Here is a 22,646-nt window from a genome sequence, read left to right as displayed (position 1 = left end):
AGAGGCGGCTTCCGGACCATGTCGGACGAGAGGCAGATCGAGAAGCAGGCGATCGCCTGGTTCACGCGCATGAACGGCAAGCCCTCGACGGCTGACCGCGAGGACTTTGCGCGCTGGCTTGGCGCTTCGCCCACGCACGAGCAGCACTACGCCAATGTGCAACGGCTGTGGACTGATCTCGGCCCGCTTTCCGATGCCCTCGAACAGCGCGACGCAGCTGCGCTGACCGGCCCCCTGCAGAAGATCGAGGAGTTGCGGCGCCAGCGCAGTCGCGGCAAGGTCGCGGCCGGTGCCATTCTCGGCTTGCTCCTATGCCTCGTCACCGGCTGGCTCTGGCTGGAGCGTCCGCATCTCCTCCAGGATTGGCAAGCGGACTATGCGACGGCCCGGGCCGAGCAGCGCAGCCTGACGCTGGCCGATGGCTCGATGGTGCTGCTCGACGCTGACAGCGCGATTGCGGTCGATCTCCGCGCGACCGAACGCCGGGTCGAGCTCATCCGGGGAACCGCCTTCTTCACAGTCATTCCCGGACAGACACCGTTCACCGTCGCGGCCCGCAATGGCGAGGCGCGCGTGCTCGGCACCCGTTTCGAGGTCGCGGCCGAGGATCGCGAGGTCAGCGTCACGCTCGACAGCGGCAGTGTCGAGGTCGCGCTGCCCGGCAGCGCTGACCGTCTCGTGCTGAAGCCGGGCGAGAGCGTTGCCTATGGCACCGGTGGCCTCGGCAGCGCCCATCCGGTCGATCTCGCCGAGACCACGGCCTGGCGGCAAGGTCGCTACATCTTCACCAATGCCCGGCTCGCGGATGTGCTGGAGCGGATCGGGCGCTATCGCGGCGGCCGCATCGTGGTGACGAGCAGTGAGCTCGGAGACCGGCGCGTCAGCGGCAATATCGCGCTGCGCGATGGCAATGCGGCGCTGGCGGCAGTCCAGTCTTCCGTCGGCTTCCAGGTCACCGGGCTTGGCCGACTGACGCTCGTCAGCCCCTGAGCAGGCCATTTTGCGGTCTCGCAAATTTTTTCTCGAAACGGTGAGGGTGGTGCCGGCTCCCGGACGACTAGGAGATGAAGGCAGCGCGCGACGGGTGCGCGGAGCTGCCGGCATCACTGGGTTTCGGGAAGGCTGGGGCATGAGCAAGGCAAGGCTGGGCAGGGTGGGGCTCCTGCTGGCGACGACGATGCTGGTCGGCGCGAGCGCCGTTGGCACTGCTCGACCGGCGCAGGCGCAGTCGGCCTACAGCTTCGACATTCCCGCCAAGCCGGTGCGCGCCGCAATGAACGACATCGTCCGGGTGACCGGCATCGACGTCGTCTTCGCCGAAACCGCGGCGGCCTCGCGCCGTGGCAACCCGGTCCAGGGTTCGCTGACGACCGGGCAGGCGGTCGCTGCGCTCCTGACCGGCACCGGCCTGTCCTATCGCTTCAGCAATGCGACGACGGTCGAGATCTTCGACCCGGCCCGGCCGCAACCGGGTACTGCGGGAATCCCGGCCGGGGCCATCCCGCTCGACACGATCAACGTCACCGGCACGGGCGTACCGGGCCTCGCACCGGTCTATCCCGGCGGCCAGATTGCCACCGGCGGGCAATTGGGCGTGCTCGGCGCCAGGAGCGTCATGGACGCGCCGCTCACCGTCACGAACTACACGGCCAAGCTGATCGAGGATCAGCGGGCGCAGTCGGTCGCCGATGTCGTCAAGAACGACTCCGCCATCCGCAATGTCGAGTCGACCAATGTCGGCAACGCCAATTACTTCGTCATTCGCGGCGTCCAGATCGGCAATGCCGCGGTCGGCTTCGGCGGCCTCTTCGGCATCGCCCCGAACGCGCAGACCACGCTCGCCGGCATCGAGCGGGTCGAGATCATCAAGGGGCCGGGCGCCTTCCTCGGCGGGCTCTCGCCGAGCGGTGTCGGCGGCGTCATCAACCTGATCCCAAAGCGTGCCGGCGACGAGCCGCTGACGCGCTTCACTGCGACCTGGATCGGCAACAGCCAGTTCGGCGGCCATCTCGACGTCAGCCGCCGCTTCGGGGCAAACAAGGAATTTGGCGTTCGGGCGAACCTGCTCTATCGCGACGGCGGCACTCCGATCAGCCAGCAATCGCAGACCCTGATCAACGGCACGCTGGCGCTGGACTATCGCGGCGAGGCGCTGAGACTCGCCCTCGATCTCGGTCATCAGATCCTGAATACCGACCGGATGAACAACACGGTGACGCCGCTCGCCGGCCAGCGCGTGCCGCGGCCGATCAAGCCCGACAAGAGCTATGTCTCGCCGTGGAACTACAGCAAGTTCGCCGACACCTACGGCATGCTCTCGGCCGAATACGACATCACGCCTGATGTCACCGTCTACGCCAAGGGCGGCGCCAGCCGGATGGACTGGGACCAGGCGGTCGAGGCCGGCACGCGGCTGATGTCGAACGGCAACTTCACCGCGACCAGCGCGGCCTACCTGATCGACATCAACCGCCACTCCGGCGAGACCGGCCTGCGCGGGCGCTTCGTCACTGGCCCGGTCGAGCATGAGGTCACGGTCTCCGCCAACACGCTCTATTCCGGTCGCGCCGGCGCTCCGCAGTCACCGGCCGTGGTGACGCAGTCCAACATCTACAATCCGCGGTTCTCGGTGATGCCGTCGCTCGGGTCGCGTATCCGCTACAAGCAGAACGAGAGCACCTTCAGCAGCGTCTCGGTCTCCGACACGCTCTCGATCCTCGACAAGCGCGTCCAGCTGACGCTCGGGCTGCGCCAGCAATATGTGGAGGCCAAGACCTTCGCGGCCGTGACCGAGGCCGTGACCTCGCGCAACAGGAGCAACGCCCTGACGTCGATGCTCGGCCTCGTCGTCAAGCCGCTCGAGAACGTCTCGCTCTATGCCAGCTATATCGAGGGGCTGACGGTCGGCACCGTCGTCGGCAACACCTTCGTCAATGCCGGCCAGATCCTGCCGCCCTTCGTCACCAAGCAGTACGAGGCCGGCGTCAAGGTCGACTGGGGCACGATGCTGACCACGCTCAGCGCCTTCCACACGACGCAGGCCTCGGGCATCGCCAACACCGTGACCAACACCTTCAACGATAATGGCGAGACCCGCTATCGCGGCATCGAGCTCAATGTCGCCGGCGAGGTCGTCCCGGGCGTGCGGGTGCTCGGCGGCGTGACCCTGCTCGATGCCAAGCTGACGCGCACGCAGGACGGGCTCTATGACGGCAACACGGCGCAGGGCACGCCGCGCCTCCAGGCCAATCTCGGCGTCGAATGGGGTCCGGGCTTCGTCCGCAACCTCACGCTGTTCGGGCGGATGATCTACACCGGCTCGAACTATGCCGACGCCGCCAACCTGCAGAAACTCAAGGCCTGGACCACCTTCGACATCGGCGCGCGCTACAAGATCGAGCGCGCCGACGGCAAGCCGATCACGTTGCAGGCCAATGTGAGCAACCTGTTCAACAAGGCCTACTGGACGACCTATCCGGGCTTCAACCTGCTCTATCCGAGCGAGGCGCGCATGGTCTCGGTGTCCTCGACCTTCGAGTTCTGAGCGGAGTGCGCGGACGGGCGAAGCTTTCGCGGCGCACCTTCGCCGCCGGGGCGGCGGCGCTGTTCGGCGCTCCCGTCGCCATGGCCGCAGCGGCGAGGCGGCAGGTCGAGACCACGCTCGGCCGGGTCGATATCCCGGCCGCGCCGCAGCGCGTGGTCGCGATCGACTCGCGCATCGGACTGGAGCAGGCGCTGGCCTTCGACCTGCCGCTGGTCGGCTACAGCCATAGCCGGGCCCGGCCCTGGGTCCCGGTGCCGGTGGGCGTGCCCTTTCTCGCCGCGCCGCCCGATCTCGAGCAGATCCTGATGCTGGCCCCGGACCTGATCCTGTGTCCGGACAGCGCGCCGAACTCCGACTGGTGGCCGCTGGTGCGCCTGCCAGCGATCGCCCCGGTTCTGCCAAGCAACCACCGCATCACCTGGCAGGAGAACCTCATCCGCCTCGGTGGCTGGTTGGATCGGCAGGAGAAGGCAGCGCGGATCGTCGCCACGCATGCCGAGACGATCGCCGCGATCCGGCGGCGCCACCGACAGGTGATCGAAAGCTCGCTCGTCGCCGCGGTCCATTACGATGCGATCAAGCGCCGGCTGCTGGTCCGCAGCGCCGGCACCCGCTACGGGCTCGTCATGCCGGCGCAGGTGCTGGCCGAGCTCGGTGGTCGCGAGGTCGCTGCCGACCGGCTCGGCTCCAATGGCGAGGTCGTGCTCGATTCCTTCGGCGACGTGCTCGGTGCCGTCGACGCGATCCTGCTGATCGATTTCGGCGATGGCGGGCCGCAGGCGCTGACGCGCGAGGCGCTCTGGCAGCGGCTGCCGGCAGTCCGGGCCGGTCGGGTCGAGACCGTCGCCGGCAACTGCACCTTCGGCTCGCTCTACACGGCGCGTTATCTCGCCCGCGCATGGGACGCGCTCTTTGCGCGGCTTTCGGCATGACCGGCTGCCTGCGCAGTACTCTCAGCGTTGGCCTCCTGCTCGCAGCCGCGATGCTGGCCAGCCTGGTTGCCGGGGCGAAGCTGCTGCCGCCGTCAAGCCTGCTCGAGCTGGCCCAAGGCCACGACAGCGAGGCGACATTGATCCTCCTGCAATTGCGCCTGCCACGGCTCATGCTTGGGCTCGTGGTCGGCGCGGCTCTCGGAGCGGCCGGTGCGATCATCCAGGCGGCGACGCGCAATCCGCTCGGCGACCCCGGCCTGCTCGGCATCAATGCCGGCGCGAGCCTCGCCGTCGTAACCGGCTCGGGCCTGTTCGGTCTTGCCCCGGCGATGACGGTCTGGCTCGCTTCCGGTGGCGCTGCGCTGGCAGCACTCGCCGTGCACGCGGTCGCCGGCGCGCCGCGCGGCTCGTCGCCACCGATCAAGCTCACCCTCGCCGGCGTCGCCGTTACCGCCTTCTGCCTCGGCATCGGGCAGGCGATCGCGCTGGCCGATCCCGAGCGCTTCGACCTCGTCCGCAACTGGCGTGTCGGCGCCTTGTCTGGAGACGGCCTCACCCTGCTGCCCGTGATCACTCCGTCGCTGTTGGCGGGCACGGTGCTCTCCGTCGTGCTCGCGCCACGGCTCAACCTGCTGGCTCTCGGCGAAGATCGCGCTGCCGCGCTCGGGCTCAGCGTTGGCTGGACCCAAGCGAGCAGCCTGCTCGCCGTGGTGTTGCTGGCGGGAGCGGCTGTCGCGGCCGCCGGGCCGATCGCCTTCATCGGCCTCGCCGCTCCGCATATCGCGCGCCGCCTTGGCGGCGTCGACCAGCGCATCGTGCTGCCTTTGGCCGCTGCCATCGGTGCGGCGCTTGTTGTCGTGGCCGATGCGATCGGGCGGGCTGTCGCGCCGCCGGCGGAACTGCCCGTCGGCATCGTTGCAGCCCTGATCGGCGCTCCCATCCTCGCCATGCTGGCGCGGCCCCGGCGCAGCGAGGCATGACGGTGCCGATGGCGGCCCAGGTTCCGGCGCAAGGTGGCTCATCCGCCAACAGGCGCATCACCCGCCGCTCTCTCGCAGTCGATCTCGGCCTTGTGGTGGCGTGTGTCGGCCTCGGGCTACTTGCACTCACGCTCGGTACCATGCGGGTCTCGCTGACGGATGCCGCCCGTGCGCTGGCCGGCGAGGCAACAGGTCCGGTTCAACTCGTCGTGCTCGAATGGCGACTGCCGCGGATCCTTGCCGCGCTTTGCGCCGGCGCAGCGCTCGGCATGGCCGGCGCCCTGTTCCAGACCCTGCTGCGCAATTCGCTCGGCAGCCCGGATGTGATAGGCTTTGACGCCGGTGCCTTCTCCGGCGCGATCCTAGCGATGCTGGCCGGTGCTGCGGCGTCGATTGTTGCGCTGGCCTCCTTTGCGGGAGGGCTCCTCGCCGGGCTTCTCGTCTATGCCGCGGCCGGCGGCGGCCATGTCGAGCGCAATCGATTGATCCTGATCGGCATCGCCGTGGGCGCCGGCTTCACCGCACTGAACGACTGGCTGATCTTCACTGCCCCGCTCGATTCCGCCCTGATCGCGGCGAGCTGGAAACAGGGCGCGCTCGCTGGTGTCGATAGGGGGCGTCTCGCGATTGGGGCAGCCATCCTGCTCGTGCTGCTGCCGCTGGGTCTCGCGTGCCGCCGAACGATGGATGCGCTCGTGCTCGGTGATGACAAGGCAATGTCGCTGGGCGAGTTGCCGGGCGCCGCGCGATTGCGTCTCGGTCTTGTCGGCTTGAGCTTGACCGCGACCGCCACCCTGATTGCCGGGCCGGTTGGGTTCGTCGCGTTGATCGCGCCGCATGCGGCTCACCGGCTCGCCGGCACTGCCGGGCTGCCGCTCTCGACCTCGGCCCTGTTCGGGGCGCTCTTCCTCCTCGGCAGCGACTGCGTCGCGCGGACCCTGTTCGCGCCACGCTCGCTTCCGGTGGGAGCGGTCACCGCCTGCCTTGGCGGTCTCTATTTCGTCCTGCTGCTGCGGAGCAGGCTGCGGCGCGGTGCGGAGTCATGAGCACGACCTCTCCCCTCGAAACCCGTGCCTTGCGCGCCGGACACGGCTCAAGGGAGATCCTGCGCGGGCTCGACCTGGCCTTTCCGCGCGGCGGCTTCACGGTCGTCGTCGGTCCCAATGCCTGTGGCAAGTCGACCCTGTTGCGCACGCTCGCGCGCCTGCATGAACCGTCCGGCGGCAGCGTCCTGCTCGACGGGCGCTCCATCGCAGATTTCAGCCATCGCGAGCGCGCCCGCAGGCTCGCCGTGTTGCCACAAGGCGCCGAGACGCCGGATGGGATCACTGTCGCCGATCTCGTCGCGCGCGGACGCCACCCGCATGGCGGGCTGTTCAAGCGCTGGTCGGCCGAGGACGAGGCGGCTGTCGCCGGAGCCATGGCGGCCGCCGGCGTCACCGCTCTCGCGGCGCGGCGGCTGGACGAACTGTCGGGCGGCCAGCGCCAGAAGGCCTGGGTCGCCATGGCGCTCGCCCAGGAAACCGATCTGCTGCTGCTCGACGAGCCGACGACCTTCCTCGACCTCGCCCATCAGATCGAGGTGCTGGAGCTCTGCCGGGCGTTGAACCGGGCAGGCAAAACCATCGTCGCCGTGCTGCACGACCTCAACCAGGCCTGCCGCTACGCCAGCCATCTCGTCGCGATGAAGGGTGGCGCGGTCCATGCGCAAGGCAGGCCCGATGAGATCGTCGACAGTGCCCTGATCCAGTCTGTGTTCGAGATACCGTGCGTGGTCATTCCGGATCCGGTCGCCGGGACGCCGATGATCGTGCCGGCATTTGAGGGAAGTGCTCCGCCTCGACCCTAGACCCGGCGGACCTACAGTCGCTCCGCTGTGCTGCGGCGCCAGGCTGCCGGCGTCTCGCCGACCATGCGGCGGAAGACGCGGGTGAAATGCGCCTGGTCGGAGAAGCCGGCATCGGCAGCGATCTCGGTCAAGGGCCGGTCACCCGCCGCGAGCAGGCGCTGGCCACGTTCGATCCGCGCCTTAAGCTGCCATTGGTGCGGCGGCAGGCCGGTCGAGGCCTTGAAGGCGTGGCTGAAATGCGATTGCGACATGCCGACGAGTTCGGCGAGGTCCTGCAGCCGGATCGTCCCTGCCGCATGCTCGCTGATGTAATCGGTCACCGCCTTGAGCTGCCAGCTGCTCAGCGGCGTGCGCTGACGTGGCGCGTTGGCGCGCACGCCGAAGAGATCGATCAGGACCGCCAGGACCAGCCCGTCGCCATAGAGGTCGTGCCGCGCATCCGGCTCGGCGCACTCGCCGGCGATCAATCGCGCTAATGTCAGGATGCGCTCGTTCGAGAAGGCGATGCGCGGCTGCGCCAGACGCTCGGGCGACAAGGCTTCTCCGAGCCGCTCACTGACGGTCGCGGCATCGAAATGCAGGTCGAGATGGCGGATGCGCATGCGCTGCTGCGTCCGTCCCCAGACCGGCAAGCCCGCCGGCATGAAGCTGATGGCGTTGGCGCGGGCCCGGCTGGAAATCCCCGGCTCGTTCGGATTGAGCCGCGTCTCGAAATTGCCGCCGACCTTGTCGAGCACCACGAACAGGCGCGGATGCTCGGAGACGTATTCGCCGCTGGCGCCAGCCTGGCATTCGGCCTGCCAGAGATCGGCGACGACGCCGTTCCACACTCGATACTTGAGCGAGCCGATGACGCTGATGCCTTCGCGGACCGAGCGCATGCGCGGCTGGAAACCCATCTTTAGCCTCCGCAGTGCGGATGATCGCGCCTCGGCGCGTGTTCAAAATGCAACGTGATCAGCGCAATTGTAGACGCGCCCAAGAACGTTCAATGCATGACAGGAACGATCAATCCTGTATCGCGCGATACTGATATTGCCCAACGGAAAGCTGAGTGCTGCTTTTGAACAGTTCTAAATTTGATCAGTTCTGAAGCAATGGCAATTATTGGGGCTGAGATTGAGAATGTGCTACTCGCGAACAATGAAGACTGGATTTCTTCTTGGCTCCACTGCGTCGCTCGCTCTGCTTTGTGCCGGTGCGGCATGGGCACAGGGGCAACCCGCTCCCACGGTCCAGCTCGACACGATCACGGTCGAGGGCGAGGGCAGTGCCACCGGGCCGGTGAACGGCTATGTCGCGACGCGCTCGACCACAGGCTCGAAGGCGAGCACGCCGATCACCGCGATCCCGCAGGCGGTCTCGGTGCTCGGCCGCGACGAGATCGACGATCGCAAGGCGCTCAAGGTCGACGAGGCACTGCGCTACACCGCCGGCGTCGCCGCCCAGGCCTTCGGCCCCGATCCCGACACTGATTGGATCTTTATCCGCGGCTTCCAGGCGACGCAGACCGGCGTCTTCATGGACGGGCTGCAGCTCTATGGCTACGGCTTCGGCGGCTTCCAGATCAACCCGTTCCTGCTCGAGCGCGTCGAGGTGCTGAAAGGCCCGGCCTCGGTGCTCTATGGCGGCTCCACCCCCGGCGGTATCGTCAATCTCGTCAGCAAGCGCCCTACGGCCAAGAATTTCGGCTATGTCGAGGCCGGCATCAACAATTTCGGCAACGCCTATCTCGGCATCGACGTCGGCCTCAGCGACAAGCAGGGCATCTGGAGCACGCGCCTGACCGGCAAGCTCTCCGGTGGCGACCAGTACACCGACGTCGCCAAGGATTTCCGCGGCACGATCATGCCGCAGATCACCTATCAGCCGACCGGCGCCACCCGCATCACCGCCTATGGCGTCTATTCGGCGCTCGACCAGATCCATGTCGGCGGCGGCTTCCTGCCCTATGTCGGCACCGTGGTGAACGCGCCCTTCGGCAAGATCCGGCGCAAGGCCTTCCTCGGCGAGCCCGCAATCGATGATCAGGAGCGCACCGAGACGCTGCTCGGCTACGAGTTCCAGCATCAGTTCGCCAACAACTGGAACTTCACCCAGAACCTGCGCTACGGCGTGATGAAGGGCTCGCAGCTCGGCCCCTACGGTTTCGGCTATGCCGGCCCCGATGCGCCCTTCGGTGATCGGCTGCAGCCGCTTGGACCCGACTACCAGCTCTATCGGATCGGCTTCCAGGAGCGGACGCGGGTCAATACCTTCACGGTCGACAACCGCATCGACGGCAAGGTCGTCACCGGGCCGCTCGAGCATTCGCTGCTCTTCGGCGTCGACTACAAGTACTTCAACATCGACCACACCCAGGCCTCGGGCGGCGCGACTACGATCAGCGTCACCAATCCGATTTATGGGGCGCAGCAGGGCCCGACCGGCGTCTATCTCAACCAGAACCTGAAGCACCATCAGATCGGCTTCTACGCCCAGGACCAGATCCGCTTCGGCGGCGGCTTCCTGCTGACGCTGAACGGCCGCTACGACTATGTCGACAAGAAGTCGGTCAGCCCCGCTGGCCTGCTGTTCTCGCCGACCTACGACAAGAAGGAAGCGTCCTGGAGCGGCCGCGCCGGCCTCGGCTACGAGTTCGCCAACGGGCTCACCCCCTATGTCAGCGCCGCGACCTTCTTCACCCCGGTCTTCGACGCCGTGCCCAATCTGCTCGGCGGCCCCGGCCAGCCTTTCCGTCCCGAGGAGGGCCGGCAGTTCGAGGCGGGCGTGAAATACAAGCCGACCTTCATGGACGCGCTGTTCACCGCCTCGGTCTTCCAGATCACTAAGCAGAACGTGCTGAACCCGGCCCCGACCGCGCTCAACCCGTTCGCCCAGCAGCAGCTCGGCGAGGTCACCTCGCGCGGCGTCGAGTTCGAGGCCAAGGCCAATATCACCAAGGACCTGAAGGCGCTTGCCTCCTTCACCGCCTTCGACCTGAAGACGACCAAGGACACGCGCCCGCTGCTGGTCGGCAAGACGCCGGTCGTCGTGCCCGAGGTCACCACCTCGGCCTGGCTCGACTACACCGTTCCGGAGGGCGTCTTCAAAGGTGTCGGGCTCGGTGCCGGCGTGCGCTATGTCGGCAGCTCCTACGCCAATGCCGAGAACACGCTGAAGGTGCCGTCGGCGACCCTGGTCGATGCCGCGATCCGCTACCAGATCGGCAATTGGGGCATGGCGCTCAACGTCACCAACCTCTTCGACAGGGCCTATGTGAAGAGCTGCAACGGCCAGTCCGGCTGCGGTTATGGCGATGCCCGCACCGTCACCGTCTCGGCCAATTATCGCTGGTAGAGGCATTGCACCCGGTACGAAGGCCGCAGCGCCTGCTGCGGCCTTCGCCTGTGATAGACCGCTGACATGATCGACCCGACGGCGTTCCCGACCCGACGCTCCACGCTCGCCATGCTGGCGGCGGTGGCCTTGCCGCGACAGGCGCAGGCGGCCGGTCTTCGCATCGCGACCATCGACTGGTCGGTGCTGGAAACGCTGCTCGCGCTTGGTGTTGCGCCGGTTGCTGCGCCCGAACTTCTGCAGTTCCGCGAGGTCGCGGTCGAGCCGCAGGTGCCGGGAACCGTCACCGATCTCGGCTTGCGCGGCACCGTCAATTTCGAGCTGCTGCTGCTCTCCCGGCCGGAGCTGATCTACTCGTCGAGTTTCTACGCCAGCTCGGAGCCGCGGCTGCTGCGGATCGCGCCGGTGGAGCGTTTCTCGATCTACGCGCCGGGGCGACCGCCCTATGAGCCGGCAGCGGCGATGATGCGCAGCATCGGCGCGCGCCTCGGCATCGGCGTCGTCGCCGAGCGCTATCTTGCCGAGACCGAAGCCGAGTTCGCTGTGCTGCGCGAACGCCTGAAGCCGCATGCGAGGCGCCCGGTGATCCCGATCAATCTCGGCGATGCCAGGCATTTCCGTGTCTTCGGCGCCGACAGCATGTTCGGCGAGGTGCTGAAGCGGCTAGGCCTCGCCAATGCCTGGACCGACGACACCAGCTACTCCGCTACGGCGCCGGTCGGCCTCGAGGCGCTGGTGCGTGTGCCAAACGCCTGGATCGCCTTGATTCCGCCGGTTCCGCCTGGCGCATTGGAGGTGCTCTCTGCCAGTACCTTCTGGAACGCACTGCCCAACCTGCGCGAGCGCCGGCTGCTATGGCTCGCCCCGATCAATCCCTATGGCGGCCTGCCGGCGGCGCGGCGGTTCGCCCGACTCCTGACCGAAGCGTTGTTGGTGGCGGAGGCGAGCCGTGGCTGATGCCGCCCTGCCGCTGCGACGGCTGCCCCATCGCTATCTCGGCCTCTGGTTCCTCGCCGCGCTGGCGGCTGCGCTGCTCTTTGCTGCCGTGGTGGCGACACGCCCGCCGCTGCCGGCTTCGGGCGAACTCGCCCGGACGCTTCAATCCATCCTTCTCTGGCACAGCCTGGTGCCGCGCAGCGTCACCGCGCTGATTTGCGGTGCAGCGCTCGGCCTCGCTGGAGTCTTGCTGCAGCGCGTCCTGCGCAACCCGGTCGCGGATGCCTCGACGCTCGGGGTCGTCTCCGGCGCGCAGCTCGCCTTGACTGCCGCCACCGCCTACGCGCCGGCCCTGATCGTCTTGTCGCGCGAAGCTGTCGCGCTGGCGGGCGCTGTCGCTGCAGTCACGCTGGTGCTCGGCCTGAGCTGGCGGCGCGGGCTCGATCCGATGACGGTCATCCTCTCCGGCATGGTCGTCTCGCTGATCGCAGCGGCGCTGAGCGCGACCGTCATCCTTGCCAAGGGCGATTACGTGCTCTCGCTCTTCATCTGGGGCGCCGGCTCGCTGAGCCAGCAGAGCTGGGATGCCGCGCTGTCGCTCGGTCCGCGCCTGCTGGTCGGTGGCGTTGCGGCAGCGCTGCTGCTGCGCCCGCTCGGCCTGCTCGGTCTCGGTGACGATATCGCCCGCAATCTTGGTCTTGCCTTGCATGCCGTGCGCTTCGCCGTCCTCGGCGTTGCGGTCTGGCTCGCGGCCAGCGTCACCGCCGAGGTCGGCGTCATCGGTTTCGTCGGCCTCGCCGCGCCGACGTTGGCGCGCGAATTCGGCGCGCGTACGCAACGCCAGCTGCTGCTGGCGGCGCCGGTGCTCGGCGCGCTCCTGCTCTCGATCACCGACAGCGCCGTGCAGTTGTTCGGTTCCGGCTTCAACGACTTTGCTCCCACTGGCGCCGCCACCGCGCTGCTCGGGGGGCCGCTGCTGCTCTGGCTGATGCGCCGCGTGCCCTCGGCCCCGCCCGCGCAAACTGTCGATGCGATGGCGCTGACGCGCCGCATTAAACTGCCATTCCCGGCGCTCGCCATCCTCGCGGTGGTGATAGCGATCGTCGCCATGCTCGGCCTTGTCCTTGGACGCGGGCCGCAGGGCTGGGGGCTGGCGACCGGCGCGCTCTTCGCCGACCTGCTGTCCTTCCGCGGGCCGCGCCTGGTCGCTGCCGGTGCTGCCGGCGCTCTGCTCGGTGCAGCCGGCTGCCTGATGCAGCGCCTCACCGCCAACCCCTTGGCCGGGCCGGAAGTGCTCGGCGTCAGCGCTGGTGGCGGGGTCGGGCTGACGCTCGCGCTCGCGCTTCTGCCCTTCAGCCCGTTCTCCATGCTTGCCGGCATCGCCGGCGGCTCGCTCGCTGTGCTCCTCGTCATGCTGATGCTGACGGGCCGTCCGGGCATCGGCTCGCAGCGCCTGCTGCTTGCCGGCATCGCCATGGGTGCGCTTTGCATGGCGCTGGTTTCGACCGCGCTCGCGAAGGGCGATCTGCGGGCCTATGTGCTGCTGACCTGGCTGTCGGGCTCGACCAATCGCGCCGGCGAGTTCGAGGTCTGGATTGGCCTGATCGGATGCCTCGTCCTGATCACGCCGCTGTTTCTCGCGGCGCGCTGGCTCGATCTGATGCCGCTCGGCGAGGCGACGAGCCGCGGCCTTGGCCTCGGCATCGAACGCAGTCGCCTCATCCTCGCTGCCGTCGCGGCCCTGGCGACGGCGGTCGCGTCGTTGTTGACCGGGCCGCTCAGCCTGGTCGGGCTGATCGCGCCGCATCTGTCGCGTCTCGCCGGCTTTGCGCGCGGCCGCGACCAGCTTGCCGCCTCGGCCCTGATCGGTTGCGGCGTGATGATCCTCGCCGACTGGCTCGCGCGCCTCGTCGCTTTCCCTTATCAGGTGCCGACTGGGCTGTTTGCGGCGCTGATCGGCGGGCCCTATCTGATCTGGCTGTTGAACCGCACAGGGAACCGGCATGGCTGACGAGACCGAGCTGCAAGCCACTACGACCGTCGCTTTGGCGGATCCGGCAGGCATGCTCGAGCGCCTCTGCGGCCATTTCGTCGAGCATGGCACCGTGACACGTAGCGAACGCGGCGCTCGGCTCGACGGCCAGTTCGGTTCGGTCGATTTGAGTGAGGATGATGGCGTGCTGCGCATCGCCGTGACCTGTCCTGACGAAAGCCGGCTCTTCGTCGTCAAGTCTTCCGTCGCCGAGCATCTCTTCGAATTCGCTGAGGGCGAGACCGTCTCGCTGAGCTGGCAGGGCGATGCTCCCGCGCCGACACGCATTCCCTATTTCCGTGAGGTCGTGGTGCGCTGCGCCCGCGACATCACCCCGGCGATGCGGCGGATCACCGTCGCCTGCGACGATCCCGGCCATTTCGCCAGCGGCGGCCTGCATGTGCGCGTCTTGATCCCCCCGCAGGGGCGCGTGCCGGTCTGGCCGAGCGTTGGTCTCGACAGCCGGGTGATCTGGCCGGAGGGCGAGGATGCACTGGCCAAGCGCACCTATACCGTCCGCGCGATCGACCAGGCGCGTGGCGAGCTCGATATCGACGTCGTGCTGCACGACGATTCACCGGGCTCGGTCTGGGCGCGCGAGGCGAAAGCCGGCGACCGCATCGGCCTGCTCGGGCCGGGCGGCGGCGACGTGATACCGGCCGATTGGTATCTGCTGTGCGGTGACGAAACCGCCTTGCCGGCGATCGCGCGCATTGCCGAGGAGTTGCCGAGCTCCGCTCGCGCCAGCATCGTCATCGAAGTGGCCGATGCCAGCGAGCAGCAGGATATCGCCTCCAAAGCCGCGATCGAGGTGACCTGGCTGCACCGCAAGGGCGCGCCCGCGGGCTCGACAGATCTGCTGACACAAGCGGTGCGCGGCATCGCCCTTCCGGAGCATGGCAGCCCGTTCGTTTTCGCCGGTTGCGAGCAGGCGACGGCGCGCGCGATCCGCAAACACCTGCGCAGCGAGCGACAGCTGCCGAAGGATCGGCATCTCGTCGCAGCCTACTGGCGCAAGGGCCACGCCGATGTGCACGACCATGGTGACTGATGCAGACTGAAGCCATCTCCAGCCCAACCGACCTCATCGACATTGCATCGCCCGGTAGCGCAGCCGAGGCCGCTTCAAGCGACCCGCTCTTCGCGCTGGAAAGCGTCGGCTTCTCGGTCGGCGACCGCGTCCTGCTCGAACCGCTGACGCTCGATCTCGGCGCCGGCAAGGTGATCGGCATCCTTGGCCATAACGGCTCTGGCAAGTCGACGCTGCTGAAGCTGCTGGCACGCCAGCAGCGGCCATCGCGCGGGACCTTGAGTTTCGCCGGCCGGCCGATCGAGAGCTGGGACAATCGCACCTTCGCCCGCAAGCTCGCCTACCTGCCGCAGCAGACGCCGCCCGCGGCCGGGATGCTGGTCAAGGAGCTGGTCGCGCTCGGCCGCTATCCCTGGCATGGCGCGCTCGGCCGCTTCGGGCAGCGCGACCGCGACAAGGTCGCGCAGGCGATGGCGCTGACCGATGTCGAGCCCTTCGCCGAGCGCCTGGCCGACAGTCTCTCAGGCGGCGAGCGTCAGCGCGCCTGGCTGGCGATGCTGGTCGCACAGGACGCGCAATGCCTCCTGCTCGACGAGCCGATCGCGGCGCTTGATCTCTCGCATCAGGTCGAGGTGCTGACGCTGGTGCGGCAGCTCTCGCACCAGGCGGGTCTCGGCATCGTCGTCGTGCTGCACGACGTCAACATGGCCGCCCGCTTCTGTGACGAGATTGTCGCACTCCATTCCGGCCGGCTGGTCGCGCGCGGCACGCCCGAAGACATCGTGCGGCCGGATATCCTGCGGGCGATCTACGGCATCGAGGTCGGCGTGATGCCCCATCCCGATGGCGGCCGGCCGCTCGCCTTCGTCTGACGCTGCGTTCAGAGCCGTTCTGTGCGACGCACCGTCGCTTGCATGCTCACTCGAAGAAGCAGCTCACAGTGCCGAGCGGGCCGTAATCGGCTGTGATCGTGTCGCCATGGCGCGCTTCAACGGGCCGGATGAAGGACCCGGCCAGCACGATCTGCCCCGCCCTGATCTGACCGCCATAGCTCGCGAGCCGGTTTGCAAGCCAGGCGATGCCGCGTGCCGGGTCATTGAGCACGCCGGCGCCGAGACCGGTTTCCTCGACCTGGCCGTTGCGCGAGACGATGGCGCCGACCCAGCGCAGATCGACCTGATCCGGGCGCATCGCGCGCCCGCCGGTGACGATGCCGGCATTGGCGGCATTGTCCGAGATCGTGTCGACGATGGTGCGCGCCTTCTTCGTCTGCGGATCGACGCGCAGGATGCGCGTATCGAGGATCTCGAGCGCCGGAACGGCGTAGTCGGTCGCGTTCAGCACGTCGAAGACCGTGACGTCCGGGCCTTTCAGGTCGGCCTTCATGACGAAGGCTATCTCGGCCTCGATGCGCGGCTGGATAAAGCGATCCTTGGGAATGTTGCTACCATCGTCGAAGCGCATATCGTCGAACAGCACGCCGGAATCGGGCGTGTCGATGTCGAGCGCGTACTGCATCGCCTTCGAGGTCAGGCCGATCTTCCAGCCGATGATCCTGCGGCCGGCCGCACGCTTGCGCTCCACCCAGGCGGCCTGGACCGCATAGGCGTCATCCATCGTCATCTGCGGAAAGCGCAGCGACATCAGGCCGGTCTGCTGGCGTGTCCGTTCGGCCTCGTCGAGGCTGAGGGAGGCGGCTGAGATCTCGTCGGCGGACAGCATCGCTCAGGCCTCGTCGGAAATGGTATTGCGCAGGAGGCCGATACCCTCCGCCTCGACCTCGACGACATCGCCGGGCTTCAGCCAGATCGGCGGGTCGAAGCGCGCGCCGGCGCCGGTCGGCGTCCCGGTGATCAGAATGTCGCCCGGGACGAGGGTGGTGAAGGTCGAGATGTAGCTGATGATCTTCCTGAAGGAGAAGATCATGCGGCTGGTGCGGTCGCTCTGGCGCAGCTCGCCATTGACCTTGGTGGTCAGGGCGATATCGGCGATCTGCGCCTCGTCGGTGAAGGGCACCAGCCAGGGGCCGATCGAACCGGAGCGATCGAAGTTCTTGCCCTGGGTGACGTTGAACTTGGCGTGGCGCACCCAGTCGCGGAGCGTCCCTTCGTTCGACAGCGTCAACGCCGCGATGTGGCCGATCGCGTCGTGCTCGGCGATGCGGCGCCCCGCCTTGCCGATCACGATCGCGATCTCGCCCTCGTAGTCGAGCTGCTCGCTTTCCGGCGGCCTGATCAGCGACTGCTCATGGGCTGTGAACGAGCGCAGGAACCGCGGAAACAGCGACGGGTTCGGTGGCGCTTCCTGTCCATCCTTGTACTCGGCGTTGCGGTCGGGGAAATTCACGCCGACGCAAATGATCTTCTCGGGCGCGAGGCTCGGAATCTCGTAGCGGAGCCCGTCGAGCGGCAGATCGGGAGCGAGCGCCGCGCCCTTCGCCGCCAGGGTCTCGAAAGCCCCGTCGACGACGATGTGCCGCAGTGTCGGCCACTGCGTCCGATAGCGGGCAGACAGGTCGACGACGCCGTTCGGAACGACCAGGCCATAGCGCGCCTGATCGCCATGACTGAAACTGACGAACTTCGGGGTCAAGGATCGCGTCCTCATGTTTGGCGAGGCGATGAGCCGCTGAATTCACGCATGGCGCCCACTCCCAGTGCTACCCGAATGGAAGCTTGCGAGCACTATGTCATATCAATTAATTATCATGTTAATCAGTTTTGGTGGCGTGGTGTCAATCGGCGGGCTCAAAGCCTCGGCAGCTCGGCCTTGATATGCTCGCTCAGGGCTTTCGCGGCCGCCGATGGTCGCTGATCCGCGAACTCCACAGCGATGCCGATTGAGGGAAGTGGCGGCAGCCCGACGTGCACGACATGGAGATCGGGTGGCACCGCCGTCTCGGTCAGGACGCTGATGGCATGTCCGGAGCGGGCGATTGCGATCAGCCCGGCAAGGCTGTTGCTGGCGAAGGCGATCCGGTAGCGCCGGCCGACCGCTTCCATCGCATCGCAGGCCGCCCGGTGATCGAGTGTCATCGGCGCGGACAATGCCAAAGGCAGGTTGGCGCTGTGGAGGATGGCGGGCTGCGCCTCATTGGCGACCCAGACGAAGCGCTCCGGCCGAATGACCTCCGTGCTGCTGGCGTCGGCGAGCGAGACGAGCGCCATCTCGATCTGGCGGCGATGCAGCAGCGGCCGCAATTCCGAGGTCGGCGCACAAACCATGCGCAATTCGACGTCCGGGTGCAGGGCGCAGAAGCTGCGCAGCAGGTTCGGCAGGAAGGCGATCGAGTAATCCTCGGGGCAGCCCAGGTTCAACGCGCCCTTGAGCCCGGTCCCGCGCATGTCGGCGAGAACTTCATCATGGGCGGCAAGCAGGGCTTCGGCCTGCGCCAGGAACTTGTGGCCCGCCGTGGTCAGATGCACGCCTGAGCCGCTTCGATGCAGGAGCGGTTGGCCGATCTGGTCTTCGAGGCGCTGCATCTGCATGCTCAGCGCCGACTGAGTGCGTCCGATCTGGAGCGAGGCGAGGCTGATCGAGCCGGTGCGTGCGATGACGGCGAAGTTCCTGAGCAATACGAGGTCGAGCATCAGTCGCCATCAATTCGATCGATATCGGATTGAAGAAGTATCAATTTGCCTGCTGAGGCAAGCATCGGTAGCGCTCTGGAACGGCAATTGCTGGGAAAACTGCCGAAAAGGGGAACGTGATGTCGCTCAATGCCGATTCCGCCTTCTGGGCCATCGCCGACAAGCACCTGACGCGCTATGGGCCCAGCTTCGAGTCGATCATCGTCGAGCGGGCCGAGGGCTCCTTCGTCTACGATGCCGATGGCCGCGGCATTCTCGACTTCACCTCCGGCCAGATGAGCGCTGTGCTCGGCCATACCCATCCCGACATCGTCGCGACGGTGAACCGGCAGATGGCATCGGTGGCGCATCTGTTCAGTGGCATGCTCTCGCGCCCGGTCACGGCACTGGCCGAACGGCTGGCCGCGCTCGCGCCCGGGCTCGACCGCGTGCAGTTGCTGACCACGGGAGCGGAGTCGAACGAGGCGGCCATCCGCATGGCGAAGCTGGTGACCGGCGGGCACGAGGTCGTCGCCTTCGCCCAGAGCTGGCATGGCATGACCGGTGCGGCGGCTTCGGCGACCTACAGCGCTGGCCGACGTGGTTATGGGCCTGCCGCAGCGGGCTCGTTTGTGATACCCGCGCCGAATTCCTATCGCCCGCGCTTCAAGAACCCGGACGGCAGCAATGACTGGCAGGCCGAGCTCGACGATGCGTTCGAGCTGATCGATCGTCAGTCGACGGGCAACCTCGCTGCCTTCATCGCCGAGCCGATCCTGTCGAGTGGCGGCATTTTGGAGCTGCCTTCCGGCTATCTCGCCGCGCTGAAGCGCAAATGCGAAGAACGCGGCATGTTGCTGGTTCTCGATGAGGCTCAGACCGGCGTCGGCCGGACCGGGCACATGTTCGCCTTCCAGCGCGACGGCGTGACGCCGGACATCCTGACGCTCTCCAAGACCCTCGGCTCCGGCCTGCCGCTGGCCGCGGTGATGACGACGGAAGCGATCGAGCAGAAGGCCTTCGAGCGCGGCTTCCTGTTCTACACCACCCACGTCTCCGATCCGCTCACGGCGGCGGTCGGTGTCACGGTTCTCGACGTGGTCGAGCGCGACGGCCTCGTCGCCCGGGCGCGGGAGCGCGGCGAGCGGCTGAAGCAGGGGCTGCTCGCCCTTCAGCAGAAATACGAATGCGTCGGCGACGTGCGCGGGCGCGGGCTGCTGCTCGGGCTCGAGGTCGTCAGCGACAGGCAGACCAAGGCGCCGGGCTTCGAGCTCGGGGCGCGGATCATGGAGGAAGCCATGCGCCGCGGCCTGAGCATGAACATCGTCAAGCTTCCCGGCATGGGCGGCGTCTTCCGCATCGCGCCGCCGCTGACGGTGTCGGAGGCCGAGATCGACCACGGCCTCGCCATCATGTCGGACGCGATCGAGACCGCCGCCAGAGCGCAATGAGCCTGGCAGGAGATCGAGCTAGGAGACGGGAGATGTCACCTCGCGACGCTCACCACGTCACGGGCGTGTGCTACGCTGCGAAGGATTGGCAGCTCGCTTCGTCCTTGCCGGCTTGAGGGCCCGAAAGGACTTCAGAGCCCGAAGACCATCGAGCCGCGGCGCTTCATCACCAGGTAGAAGACCGTTGCGATCGTGCTCATCAGCAGCGACCAGAGCAGGCCGAGCGCCGCGACCTCGCTCAGCTCGCCATTGACGGCACGGTCGAAGATCGCAACCGCGATGGTCTTGGTGTCCGGGCCGGCGAGGATGATCGCGGTCGAGAGATCGCGCGAAGCGTTGAGGAAGATGAAGACCCAACCGGCCATGATCGCCGGCCAGAGCAGCGGCATTACGACCTTGAGCAAGATCTTGCCGGGCGAGGCGCCGCAGACGCCGGCCGATTCCTCGAGTTCCTTGTGGATCTGCAGGACGCCGCCATAGGTGTAGCGCATGCCGAAGGGCAGAAAGTGGACGACGAAGGCGATCACCACGATCGTCAGCGTCGAATAGAGCGGGATCGGCGCGCGCAGCGCGACGTCCATCATCGCGACGCTGAGCACGATGCCGGGCAGGATCATCGGCAGCGTGATCAACTGGTCGGTGACGGCATGAAAGGCCAGGCGGCGCGCGACGAGCCAGCCACAGACGACCATCAGTGCCATCGTGATGCTGGCCGCGGCAGCCGCCGTGATCAGCGTGTTGGCGATCAGCTCGAGATAGCCCTGGCTGCCAAGCACGACCCTGAAATTGTCGAGAGTCAGCGACTTGAACGCCGCGACGCGGACTGGCCGGACGAAGGGCGTCAGCGCGATCCAGAGCAGGGTCAGGATCGGCAGCACCAGCACCACGATGCAATTGGCCCAGATCAGTCCGCCGCCGAGCCAGCGCAGCCGCCCGAGCGGCAGGGGGCGCGGGCGAAAACCCTTGCCGGTCACCGTGGCGAAGCGCGAGGCGTTCAGAGACAGGCGGCTGTAGAGATACATCAGGCCGGCGACGAGCACGGTCAGCACGACCGAATAAGCGCTGGCATGGCCGACCCTGGGCGGCACCGCAGCGCGGATGTCGTCATAGATGTCGGTTGTCAGGAGCTTGATGCCGGCGGAGGTGCCGACGAGCTTGGGCACGTCGAAGGCCTGCAGCGTCTTGATGAAAATGAACAGGCCTGTCGCCAGCGCGGCCGGCGCCGCCAGCGGGATCGAGATGCGCAGGACCATGGTCAGGATGCCGGCCCCGCTCATCCGCGCCGCTTCCTCCAGCTCGGCATTGGCGGTGCGGAAACTCGCGGCAAAGAGCAGGAACGACATCGGCAGCCAGCCCAGTGTCTCGATCACGACCATGCCGGCGATCGAATTGACGCTGAACAGGTTGCCGTCATTGCCGGTGAGGTTGCGGTAGAACTCGTTGAACGGGCCGACCGGGCCAAGCAGGAAGAGCCAGGCCGGGACATAAATGATCAAGGGTATGCCGAGCGACACCACCGTCATCAGATAGGCGAGCGAACGGTGCGGCGCGTCGGTCCGCTCCACCACCCAGGCGAGCGAGGCGCCGAAGACGAGCGAGAACAGCGTCGACAGCGCCGCGAACTGGATCGACTTCCAGCCGCTGGCGAGGATGCCCTTCTCGCTGACCAGATGGGTGAAGTTGTCGAGGGTGAAGGCGCCGTGCGAGCCGTCGGGGTTCATCACGAACAGGCTGTTCTGGACCAGCGTGACGACTGGCGGCAGCACCAGGCAGGCGATGACGAGTAGCATCGCCAGCGCCAGCAGGTTGGTCTGCGCCGGGCGCTTGGCCAGCCCGGCGCGGCGTTGCTGCGGCAGCGCCGCGGCAGCGTCGATGACTTCGGTCATTTGAACAGCTCGTCATAGATCTTCAGCCAGCCCGCCAGCGGCTCGCTCTCCTGCGAGGAGATTTCCGGCGCGAGCAGGGTCGAGGTGAAGTTGCCGGTCACCGGGCCGATCGAGGGATCCTTCGGCGGCACATCGGGATTGCCCGGCGGATAGCCGGCCTCGGCGATGATCTTCTGCCCGTCATCCGAGAACATGAATTCGAGGAAGAGCTTGGCGGCGTTCGGGCGCGGAGCGTTCTTGACCAGCGCGATGACGCCGAGATTGGCGACGAGCGGCTCCATCTTGACCCAGGCGATCGGGGCCTCCTTGGCCCGGCTGATCACCGCGTGATGATTATAGGTCATCAGGCCGATCGCGTATTGGCCGGAGATCACCTTGTCGAGGATGACGCGCTGGTTGCCGGGCTCGCGCACGATCTTCTGCTTCGACAGCTCGCGCAGATAGGCCATGCCCTTGTCCTGGCCCATCACCGAGAGGACATTGCCGATGAAGCCGGGCGGGCCGGAAATGGCGCGGGTGTCGGACCAGACCATCTTGCCGCGCCATTTCGGGTCGAGCAGGTCGTCATAGGACTTCGGCGCTTCGGCCGCTTTGACCAGGTCGGTGTTGTAGGTCGTCGTCAGGTAGAGCGCGTAGATGCCGGAATAGAGTTGGCTCTGCGGCTTGAAGGTCGGCGCGTATTTGGCGAGCGCCTCGGGCGCGAAGGGCTCGATCAGCCCGGCCTTGCTCAGCGGCGGAATCGAGGTGCCGGGCGAGTCGAACAGATCGGCCTCCATCTTGCCGGCCCGCGCCTGGCTGGTGATTTTCAGCACCGTGTCGGAATCGCCGGTCGTCGCGTAGCGGACCTCGATGCCGTACTTGGCCTGGAATTTCTCGGCCAGCGGCCGCACCACCTGGCTGACCACCATGCCGGTGTACCAGACGAGCTGGCGCTCGGCCTTGGCCTTGGCGATCAACTCGGCAGCGGGCTGGCTCTGGGCGAAGCCGGCGGTCGGCAACAGCGCAAGCGTGCTCGCCCCGGCAATGAAGCCGCGTCTGGTCTGCATGTCCTTCCTCCCAATCCTCACGCTGCGCCGATGCCGGCGCTCGAGCTTCTGA

General features: G+C 67.2%; 18 protein-coding genes. 12 read left to right on the top strand and 6 right to left on the bottom strand.

The features are described from left to right. Positions 1 to 18 precede the first annotated feature (18 nt). From BLM15_RS18095 to BLM15_RS18070, 6 genes are all read left to right on the top strand, one after another. Complete coding sequence (locus BLM15_RS18095; protein ID WP_164547557.1) at positions 19 to 990, top strand: FecR family protein; 972 nt, start codon at positions 19 to 21, stop codon at positions 988 to 990. A 139-nt stretch (positions 991 to 1,129) separates the two neighbouring features. Then, entirely contained in the window at positions 1,130 to 3,544 is a 2,415-nt protein-coding gene (locus BLM15_RS18090) for a TonB-dependent receptor (protein WP_126114057.1), read from the top strand. 5 nt (positions 3,545 to 3,549) lie between these two features. Then, positions 3,550 to 4,476 carry an ABC transporter substrate-binding protein gene (locus BLM15_RS18085; protein ID WP_126114056.1) on the top strand — a complete coding sequence of 309 codons (927 nt, stop codon included), beginning with the start codon at positions 3,550 to 3,552 and terminating at the stop codon, positions 4,474 to 4,476. Continuing rightward, on the top strand, positions 4,473 to 5,456 hold the full coding sequence (locus tag BLM15_RS18080) for a FecCD family ABC transporter permease (protein WP_126114055.1): 984 nt from the start codon (positions 4,473 to 4,475) through the stop codon (positions 5,454 to 5,456). Before BLM15_RS18085 ends, BLM15_RS18080 begins: the two co-directional genes overlap by 4 nt. Beyond that, positions 5,453 to 6,502, top strand: coding sequence for a FecCD family ABC transporter permease (locus BLM15_RS18075; RefSeq protein ID WP_126114054.1), 1,050 nt, complete (start codon positions 5,453 to 5,455; stop codon positions 6,500 to 6,502). Before BLM15_RS18080 ends, BLM15_RS18075 begins: the two co-directional genes overlap by 4 nt. Further along, positions 6,499 to 7,305 (top strand): ABC transporter ATP-binding protein, encoded by an 807-nt coding sequence (locus BLM15_RS18070; protein WP_126114053.1) that lies wholly within the window; start codon positions 6,499 to 6,501, stop codon positions 7,303 to 7,305. The genes BLM15_RS18075 and BLM15_RS18070 overlap by 4 nt, the downstream gene beginning before the upstream one ends. A gap of 11 nt (positions 7,306 to 7,316) precedes the next feature. On the opposite strand, the gene BLM15_RS18065 is transcribed toward BLM15_RS18070, so the two are convergent. Continuing rightward, entirely contained in the window at positions 7,317 to 8,204 is an 888-nt protein-coding gene (locus tag BLM15_RS18065) for a helix-turn-helix domain-containing protein (protein ID WP_126114052.1), read from the bottom strand. Between the two features lie 244 nt (positions 8,205 to 8,448). Here BLM15_RS18065 and BLM15_RS18060 point away from each other — a divergent pair, with 244 nt between their 5' ends. From BLM15_RS18060 to BLM15_RS18040, 5 genes are all read left to right on the top strand, one after another. Beyond that, positions 8,449 to 10,644 carry a TonB-dependent siderophore receptor gene (locus tag BLM15_RS18060; protein WP_236846341.1) on the top strand — a complete coding sequence of 732 codons (2,196 nt, stop codon included), beginning with the start codon at positions 8,449 to 8,451 and terminating at the stop codon, positions 10,642 to 10,644. A 66-nt stretch (positions 10,645 to 10,710) separates the two neighbouring features. After that, positions 10,711 to 11,601 carry an ABC transporter substrate-binding protein gene (locus BLM15_RS18055; protein WP_126114050.1) on the top strand — a complete coding sequence of 297 codons (891 nt, stop codon included), beginning with the start codon at positions 10,711 to 10,713 and terminating at the stop codon, positions 11,599 to 11,601. Continuing rightward, positions 11,594 to 13,591, top strand: coding sequence for a Fe(3+)-hydroxamate ABC transporter permease FhuB (fhuB, locus tag BLM15_RS18050; RefSeq protein ID WP_236846340.1), 1,998 nt, complete (start codon positions 11,594 to 11,596; stop codon positions 13,589 to 13,591). The genes BLM15_RS18055 and fhuB overlap by 8 nt, the downstream gene beginning before the upstream one ends. After that, the gene (locus tag BLM15_RS18045) at positions 13,584 to 14,663 is read left to right on the top strand and encodes a siderophore-interacting protein (RefSeq protein ID WP_126114049.1); all 1,080 of its coding nucleotides are present in this window, start codon (positions 13,584 to 13,586) and stop codon (positions 14,661 to 14,663) included. Before fhuB ends, BLM15_RS18045 begins: the two co-directional genes overlap by 8 nt. After that, positions 14,663 to 15,514, top strand: coding sequence for an ATP-binding cassette domain-containing protein (locus BLM15_RS18040; protein WP_126114048.1), 852 nt, complete (start codon positions 14,663 to 14,665; stop codon positions 15,512 to 15,514). Before BLM15_RS18045 ends, BLM15_RS18040 begins: the two co-directional genes overlap by 1 nt. Positions 15,515 to 15,560: 46 nt before the next feature. On the opposite strand, the gene hpaH is transcribed toward BLM15_RS18040, so the two are convergent. From hpaH to BLM15_RS18025, 3 genes are all read right to left on the bottom strand, one after another. Beyond that, positions 15,561 to 16,364 carry a 2-oxo-hept-4-ene-1,7-dioate hydratase gene (gene hpaH / locus BLM15_RS18035; RefSeq protein ID WP_126114047.1) on the bottom strand — a complete coding sequence of 268 codons (804 nt, stop codon included), beginning with the start codon at positions 16,362 to 16,364 and terminating at the stop codon, positions 15,561 to 15,563. 3 nt (positions 16,365 to 16,367) lie between these two features. Next, complete coding sequence (locus BLM15_RS18030; protein ID WP_236846339.1) at positions 16,368 to 17,234, bottom strand: fumarylacetoacetate hydrolase family protein; 867 nt, start codon at positions 17,232 to 17,234, stop codon at positions 16,368 to 16,370. Positions 17,235 to 17,389: 155 nt separating this feature from the next. Further along, the gene (locus tag BLM15_RS18025) at positions 17,390 to 18,232 is read right to left on the bottom strand and encodes a LysR family transcriptional regulator (protein WP_126114045.1); all 843 of its coding nucleotides are present in this window, start codon (positions 18,230 to 18,232) and stop codon (positions 17,390 to 17,392) included. 119 nt (positions 18,233 to 18,351) lie between these two features. Here BLM15_RS18025 and BLM15_RS18020 point away from each other — a divergent pair, with 119 nt between their 5' ends. After that, on the top strand, positions 18,352 to 19,662 hold the full coding sequence (locus BLM15_RS18020; protein WP_126114044.1) for an aspartate aminotransferase family protein: 1,311 nt from the start codon (positions 18,352 to 18,354) through the stop codon (positions 19,660 to 19,662). A 131-nt stretch (positions 19,663 to 19,793) separates the two neighbouring features. Here the strand turns inward: BLM15_RS18020 and BLM15_RS18015 are convergent, their stop codons facing one another. Beyond that, on the bottom strand, positions 19,794 to 21,548 hold the full coding sequence (locus BLM15_RS18015; protein ID WP_126114043.1) for an ABC transporter permease: 1,755 nt from the start codon (positions 21,546 to 21,548) through the stop codon (positions 19,794 to 19,796). Beyond that, the gene (locus BLM15_RS18010) at positions 21,545 to 22,594 is read right to left on the bottom strand and encodes an ABC transporter substrate-binding protein (protein ID WP_126114042.1); all 1,050 of its coding nucleotides are present in this window, start codon (positions 22,592 to 22,594) and stop codon (positions 21,545 to 21,547) included. Before BLM15_RS18010 ends, BLM15_RS18015 begins: the two co-directional genes overlap by 4 nt. Positions 22,595 to 22,646 lie beyond the last annotated feature (52 nt).

Source organism: Bosea sp. Tri-49, from assembly GCF_003952665.1.
In the GTDB taxonomy this organism is placed as follows: domain Bacteria; phylum Pseudomonadota; class Alphaproteobacteria; order Rhizobiales; family Beijerinckiaceae; genus Allobosea.
The sequence above is the reverse complement of the archived record's forward strand: the minus strand, read 5'-3'. Positions and strand labels throughout refer to the sequence as shown.